The organism is Rheinheimera sp. (genome assembly GCF_036568245.1).
Lineage (GTDB): Bacteria > Pseudomonadota > Gammaproteobacteria > Enterobacterales > Alteromonadaceae > Alishewanella.
This window is the reverse complement of sequence record NZ_DATCSY010000268.1, coordinates 1-4,876: the sequence shown is the minus strand read 5'-3', so window position 1 is coordinate 4,876 and position 4,876 is coordinate 1. Positions and strand designations below refer to the sequence as shown.

Sequence of the window (4,876 nt, the reverse complement as noted above, 5' to 3'; positions counted from 1 at the left end):
TACTTTGCTCAGATCCACCTGACCCGCAGCGCATTACCGCTACTGCTGGCGGACGGCGGCGGTAAAGTCGTATTTATCTCATCAGTTGCTGGTTTAGTCGGTACTCAATACCGAGGCAGCTACTCAGCAGCTAAAGCAGCTTTGCATTTGTGGGCAAACAGCCTGCGGGCAGAACTGTTTGATAAAGGCCTGCAGGTGGCAACGATTTTTCCGGGTTTCGTTAAAACCGATGTATCACGTAATGCGCTAACCGGAGATGGTTCTGCTCTTGGTAGCATGGACGATGCCCAAGCCAATGCCATGACGGCCGAAGCCTTTGCCGAAAAAGCCGTTAAAGCGTTGCTAAAAGGTAAAAACTATATTGTTATTGGTGGCTTGAAAGAACGTCTCGGCGCCCTGGTATCGCGCTTATCCCCCGAACTGATGTATAAAATGGTGCGAAAAAGCAAAGTGCGCTAATGCCAGACAGCCTGATAAATAAGCCGCAATCCCAGCAGCAGCATGCTGATACTTATCAGGTGGTAAAACAGCTTTTCTGGCATTTTACGCTGCAAAATAATACCTAGTTTTACACCGAGCCAAACCAGCGGCAGGCTTAATAAAGCGTAACCCAGTAAAGCAGTATTGAGTTGTCCTAATAATATGTATGGCGGCAGTTTCAACAGATTTACAGCAGCAAAAAACACCACAGCAGTAGCCAGGTACTGCTGCTTAGGCAATTGTTGCGGTAACAAATACATATTTAGCGGTGGCCCACCTGCGTGGGCAATAAAACTGGTAAACCCGCTTAGCGCACCGAGCACACGCCCGGCGGCAGATGACGTAAAGTGTGATTGATTAATCACTTTAAACAGCATATTCAGGGCAAATAGCAAGGTAATAATACCGAGTAACAGGCGCAAACCCGCTTCGTCCAAAGAGCCAAAACTGATATAGCCCAGCACAATGCCAACTACTGCAGCCGGTAGCAACAGCATTAAATGCGCCCTACTGTGCTGCCCCCACCATTGACGTAAACTTAATACGTCGGCAATGATCAAAATTGGCAATAATAACGCAACAGCAAAGGCAGGGCTTACCACCAACGACATCAGAGGCACAGTAATGCCACCAATAGCGCCAGCAAAACCGGATTTTGAAATGCCGGTAATCAGCACGGCCAGCACAATCACCAGTAGAGTCAATATATCAATATCGGGCACTTTTCAGCCTTACTCCAGTGCATTTCGTCAAATGGAAACATTTTAAAGCGGAATGGGCAGTTCACCCAGTATTTATTCTCTGCCCGATAAAAATCAGGCACCTAAATGTTAACATTAAATTAATTTATAGCCACCATTTAGCATCGTAAAATACACCAATTTATTTCAAAAGGAATTGATATGGCTCTTGCTGCTTTAAAGCTCGCTGGCAATTATCAGGAACAAAAAATTAACCACCTTTTCCCTGAAACAAAGTTAGAAAAAATATATGCGCAGTTGGATAGTGACCCCGAGTTCCGTGGTGTTGGTGTAACGTTTATAGGCTACAACTCAGAGCTGCCAAACTATCTTATTACAGGTATTGAACGTGAGTCGCTGTTTTTTGTAAGGGTATTGAGGAACAGTTGCAGAGCTGACGGTAAAACCATTTATATTCGGGAAATTAAGCTACCTAAATACCAATCAACTGAAAAAGCCTTGAAAACAGCAAAGTCGAATATTGGCTCTGAGCTAAAAGGTGCAGGAATCAGTTGTGCCGGAACGGCAATCGGCTGGATTCTATTGGTTGTTGAAGCAGGCGGCGGCACAGTCAGCGTAGGCGCAACCTGGACTGCAATGCCTTTAACTCTGACCGCGTCTGCTGCTGCAACATTTCAGTGTGGTACAGGTATTGGTCGCTCTTACAATGCTATTTCCCGAAATGCACACTACAACGATTATTTAGACGAGTCCCCGCTGTTTAATGCACTAATAATCGCAACAGATGTAGTGCAACTGGCAGATGTGACAAAGGTATTAGGCAATCAGGCTATTCTAATTACAGCTTTACGTAAACGAGGCATCGGCAAGGCTGGCTTGTTGAAAATGTATAAAAGCTTATCCCGACCGGAACGTAAACAACTCGCAGAAGAAATATTGAAGCTGGACTACCGTCAGTTAGAAAACTCAAAGAAAGCACTTAAAGCAGTTTTGTTGCACGGAAAAATGCTGGATGACGGCACTAAAGCAACCAAGGTGTTTTCGCAAAAACAGGTACAAGCTTTGCTAGGCACTAAGTTTTTGGAATTAGTTGGCGCCAGTGTAACCAGTTATGGTAGTGGTACAAGTTTAGGTAGTAAGGCAGAAAGTGCCCGCAGCTTTATTATCGGTTACAGCGTTAATGAATAGGAAGAATATGTCGTTGTCTGCAAAAGCATTTACGGTGTTACTACTGTCAGTATCTATCGTTTCATGTGGTGAAAACTCTTCTTACACTGCTGAGTTTTTTAACGATAAGCTCAGAGACAGTACAAATGGCCCGCAGCTAAGTGTTATTCCCGCGGGGAAAGGTGTGGCTGGTGAGGAATATACAGCGCCAAGCGGTTACTTTGGTCCTCAGCGCACTATAAAAATCAGCACGGCTTTCGCTATCACCCGCACCGAAATTACTTTTGCGCAGTACGATAAGTTTGCTAAAGCTACAAATCGCGCTTTACCAGACGATAGAGGCTGGGGACGCGGAGAAATGCCGGTGATTAACGTCAGTTGGATCGACGCTACTGCCTACGCCAAATGGTTAACTGAGCAGACTAACCAGTATTACCGTTTACCCTCCGAAACAGAATGGGAGTATGCAGCCAGAGCAGGCACAAAAACAGTATATTGGTGGGGAGATAACTATATTCAAAGCAAAGAGCACTGCGATCGCGATATTGGCGATTGTACTGACGGCACAGAAGCCGCTCAACCCTGGATTTCTGGGCGCTATGATGCAACCCCTTACGGCTTGTATGACGTAACATCTAATGTCGCTGAATGGGTACTGGATTGCGATGAAGCGAAAACCCGTTCACATAATACAACCCCCGTAGAAACCGGAGACTGCGAAAATCGCATTGTTAAAGGTGGTAGTTATACAGATCGTGCACACAATACTCGATTATCCGCCCGGAGTGCTTTATCTGTTGATGCTAAATACCCATCAGTCGGCTTTAGGCTGGTTAGAGAGATACATCAATGAAATTACAGCAATGCCCTACCTGCGGATACAAATTAGATTTAAAGCGGGCTGCAGCCACAAAAAAAGTTAATGGTATTTTTATACTGCAATGCACTAACTGCTGTCAGTGGAGCTATGAGAACCGTAACGCGACGTTAGTTAAAAAGATTGGTTTATTAACACTGCTAGGTGGAGCAGTGATGGGCTATTTTCAGATCGGAGGCGTTGTATACGGTCCGCTAATTGCCATCCTAGGTGGTTCAATTGCATTAATGGCGACCTGTTTTATCCCCCGTATTCCTGTCTCAGATTAACCACGCTTAATATTCTGCGGTGCTACGTCAAACACATAAATAACTTACCAAACAACGTTTACTCAAAAAATCAAGGCGCTTAATGCGCCTTGATTCTTTTGATATTAACCTCTGCCTTCACGGCTGGGCTTCTTGCCAGTAGGCTGACGCTGAGGTTTGCCTCTGGCGGGTGCTGGCTTCTGTCGCGCTGCAGGCTTGTTAGCGTCTGCTTTTTCAACCGGCTTACGTTCCTTTGATTTACGCTCCGGGCTTTTCTCAGCGATCTGATGCTTACGTACCGCCCGCTTCATACTCGCCATGCGGCGGCGGCGCTCGTCTCTGTCTTCGGGTTTCACTAAGGTTGCAACTTCCGGCGCAAGGCTGACTAACTTTCGCAGGTAGTTCACTTCATCCAGCGGGTATTCTGCATAACCACCGGCCGGCAAATGCTTAGGTAATAATAAATCGCCATAGCGCACCCGGATTAAGCGGCTAACTACCGCGCCCTGCGACTCCCACATCCGGCGCACTTCGCGGTTGCGTCCTTCTGTCAGCACAACATGGAACCAACGGTTAATCCCTTCACCCGGTAGGGCTTTAATTTTTTTGAAGTTCGCTTTGCCATCTTCGAGCTCAACACCGGTGCGCAGACGCTGGATCATGGCATCGTTAATCTCACCAAATACCCGAACCGCGTATTCACGCTCAACTTCGAACTTAGGGTGCATCAGGCGGTTGGCCAGTTCACCGTCTGTGGTAAACAGCAGTAAACCCGAGGTATTGATATCAAGCCGGCCGATGGCAATCCAACGTGCGCCTTTGATATTCGGTAAGCGGGAAAATACTGTTGGCCGCCCTTCAGGATCGGTACGTGAACAAATCTCACCTTCTGGTTTGTGGTAAGCCAGTACACGGCAAATCTGTTGCTCTTCACTGGCGATCTGCACCGGATGGCCATCAACCCTCACCTGTTGGTTTGCGCTGACACGATCACCCAGCGTCGCTGGTTTGCCATCAACGGTCACACGGCCGCCGCTTATCCACTCTTCCATTTCACGGCGAGAGCCAAGACCGGCACGGGCCAGCACTTTTTGTAGTTTTTCACTACCTGTATTATCACTCATCAGTGTAATTCTCCTGTCGTCACGACGGTGTCAGCCAGGTCCAGGCTTAGCGCCTGAAATTCCGGCAAGGGGGGTAACTGGGTTAAGCTTTTTAACCCAAAATAATCTAAAAACTCTTTCGTGGTGGCATAAAGGCCTGGCCGTCCCGGTACTTCCTTATGGCCGACCACCTTAACCCAGCCGCGGTCCAGCAAAGTACGCATGATCTGGCTGCTCACCGATACGCCCCGGATATCTTCAATTTCACCACGGGTAATAGGCTGGCGGTACGCTATCAAT

Annotated in this window: 7 protein-coding genes; 4 read left to right on the top strand and 3 right to left on the bottom strand. The window is 47.2% G+C overall.

The window, feature by feature from the left end; translation table 11 throughout:
* On the top strand, window positions 1-459 hold a 459-nt coding region (locus VIN66_RS12170; RefSeq protein ID WP_331924228.1), incomplete at its 5' end, for an SDR family NAD(P)-dependent oxidoreductase.
* On the opposite strand, the gene VIN66_RS12165 is transcribed toward VIN66_RS12170, so the two are convergent.
* Window positions 456-1,202, bottom strand: coding sequence for a sulfite exporter TauE/SafE family protein (locus VIN66_RS12165; protein ID WP_331924227.1), 747 nt, complete (start codon window positions 1,200-1,202; stop codon window positions 456-458). The genes VIN66_RS12170 and VIN66_RS12165 overlap by 4 nt on opposite strands.
* A 180-nt stretch (window positions 1,203-1,382) precedes the next feature.
* On the opposite strand from VIN66_RS12165, the gene VIN66_RS12160 reads away from it, so the two are divergent.
* From VIN66_RS12160 to VIN66_RS12150, 3 genes are read left to right on the top strand one after another with little or no spacing between them, the layout of a single operon-like run.
* Complete coding sequence (locus tag VIN66_RS12160; RefSeq protein WP_331924226.1) at window positions 1,383-2,369, top strand: hypothetical protein; 987 nt, start codon at window positions 1,383-1,385, stop codon at window positions 2,367-2,369.
* A gap of 7 nt (window positions 2,370-2,376) precedes the next feature.
* Complete coding sequence (locus tag VIN66_RS12155) at window positions 2,377-3,201, top strand: formylglycine-generating enzyme family protein (protein WP_331924225.1); 825 nt, start codon at window positions 2,377-2,379, stop codon at window positions 3,199-3,201.
* The gene (locus VIN66_RS12150) at window positions 3,198-3,494 is read left to right on the top strand and encodes a hypothetical protein (protein ID WP_331924224.1); all 297 of its coding nucleotides are present in this window, start codon (window positions 3,198-3,200) and stop codon (window positions 3,492-3,494) included. The genes VIN66_RS12155 and VIN66_RS12150 overlap by 4 nt, the downstream gene beginning before the upstream one ends.
* A 104-nt stretch (window positions 3,495-3,598) precedes the next feature.
* On the opposite strand, the gene rluB is transcribed toward VIN66_RS12150, so the two are convergent.
* Both rluB and scpB read right to left on the bottom strand, forming a co-directional pair.
* Window positions 3,599-4,597 carry a 23S rRNA pseudouridine(2605) synthase RluB gene (gene rluB, locus VIN66_RS12145; RefSeq protein ID WP_331924223.1) on the bottom strand — a complete coding sequence of 333 codons (999 nt, stop codon included), beginning with the start codon at window positions 4,595-4,597 and terminating at the stop codon, window positions 3,599-3,601.
* Window positions 4,597-4,876, bottom strand: a 280-nt coding sequence (scpB, locus tag VIN66_RS12140; protein ID WP_331924222.1) for an SMC-Scp complex subunit ScpB, incomplete at its 5' end; no start/stop codon positions are given. The genes scpB and rluB, both read right to left, overlap by 1 nt.